The following is a 1,559-nucleotide window of genomic DNA, read 5'->3' on the forward strand; positions in this document are numbered from 1 at the left end:
TCGCAGAGCAGCGTGTCATAGGCGTCGATCTGTTCGTCGATCATCCCGCGCTCAAAGGATGCCTCGACCGCGATGAACTTGAAGGCGTCATGGGTGATGATGATCGCATCCCAGTTCCCCGTGGCCGCGCGGGCCAGAAACCGCTGACGTTTGGCCTTCGCGAAGTTCGTCTCATCGGCGACAAGAATTTTGGCAGTCGGATAGAGCATCAGAAACTCACGGGCCATCTGGGCCAGACAATGCCCTGGCACGACGATCATCGCCTTTCTGATCAGCCCAAGCCGCCTCTGCTCCATGACGGCGGCACACATGGAGAAGGTTTTGCCCGACCCCACGGCATGGGCGATGTAGGTGCTGCCCGCGGCAATGATCCGCCAGATCACCCGCTTCTGATGTTCGCGCAGGGTGATGACTGTGCTTGCACCGGGCAGACGCAGATGATCGCCGTTGAAGGTGCGCGGCACGAGATTGTTGTAGGTATCGTTATACAGCCGCACCAGCCGGTCGGCCCGCTCAACGTCCTGCCAGACCCAGTTCTGGAACGCCTGACGGATAGCGGCCAGCTTTTCCTTCGCAGCTTCGGTTTCCTGCGTGTTCAGCACCCGGCTATCGCTACCGTTGGAATCCTTGATCGTGTCCCAGATTTTTGGGGAGGCCTGCGTGAGCGCGTCTTCGAGCAGTTCACCAGCGTGTCGGCGTTCCGTTCCCCAGACTGACGTCGCTTCGGCCCGCCCAAGAAAGGCACGTTTCTCGACACTCCAGCAGGCCACCTCGGCGGTATGGTGGATGACAGCCTCGACCCCCAATACCTCGCGGGTGAAATCCATGATGTCGCTCACTGGCAGCCAGGGCGCACCCAGACGGGCCGTGATGTCGGATGGCCTCAGATCCTCGGGCTGAGCCCGTTCCAGCGCTGCCGCCGTGCGGGCAAAACGCGGGTCGTTCTGCGCTGCGTCACGGGCTGCCGCAAGTTTGGTGCGCACAGCCCCTGAGAGCAGCTCGTCCGCTGCCACCCACACATCGCTGCTCGGGCACGATGCCTCGGGATCGAGATAGACGGCCTCGCCCAGTTCGTTCAGGGCGTCATCCACGCTACAGCCGGTCAGCTCGGCGATGAGGGGCAGATCGACACGACCCGCGTCATGCAGGCAGACCGCCAGCGCGTCATGAGCGGAATGGATCTCGGGCTCGACAGGCGCATGGATGACACGCTCGGTAAACAGCGGCCCCGGCCGGGCAGTCTGGGTTGCTTCGTCATACTCTTCAATGGAAGAGACCAGCCAGACATCGGGATCATCATAGAATGGCTGGAGGTTGGGGCGGCGGCGGCTTTCGGTTTCTTCACCCGTGGTCGGGTTCACCCTGACGGTCGTGTTGGTCAGGTTGATCGGCCCGAACTGACGTGTAAAGCTCTGCCAGGTCTGCCGGAGCCGATGCTGGTGCCGTCCGAAAGGCTGGTTGTCCATCTGGGCGCGCAGTACGGCTTTGGCCGCATCCCGCACAGGGATCAGGGCTTCAATGATGCGTGCATGTTTCTGGAAGAGGCCTTCTTTCTGGTC

General features: G+C 61.9%; 1 protein-coding gene. It reads right to left on the minus strand.

What is annotated here, in order from left to right:
* A partial coding sequence (locus tag GOB86_RS15410) for a DEAD/DEAH box helicase family protein (RefSeq protein WP_165993534.1) occupies positions 1 to 1,559 on the minus strand: 1,559 nt, incomplete at both ends.

The sequence above is a fragment of the Acetobacter lambici genome (assembly GCF_011516885.1).
GTDB classification, from domain to species: Bacteria; Pseudomonadota; Alphaproteobacteria; order Acetobacterales; family Acetobacteraceae; genus Acetobacter; species Acetobacter lambici.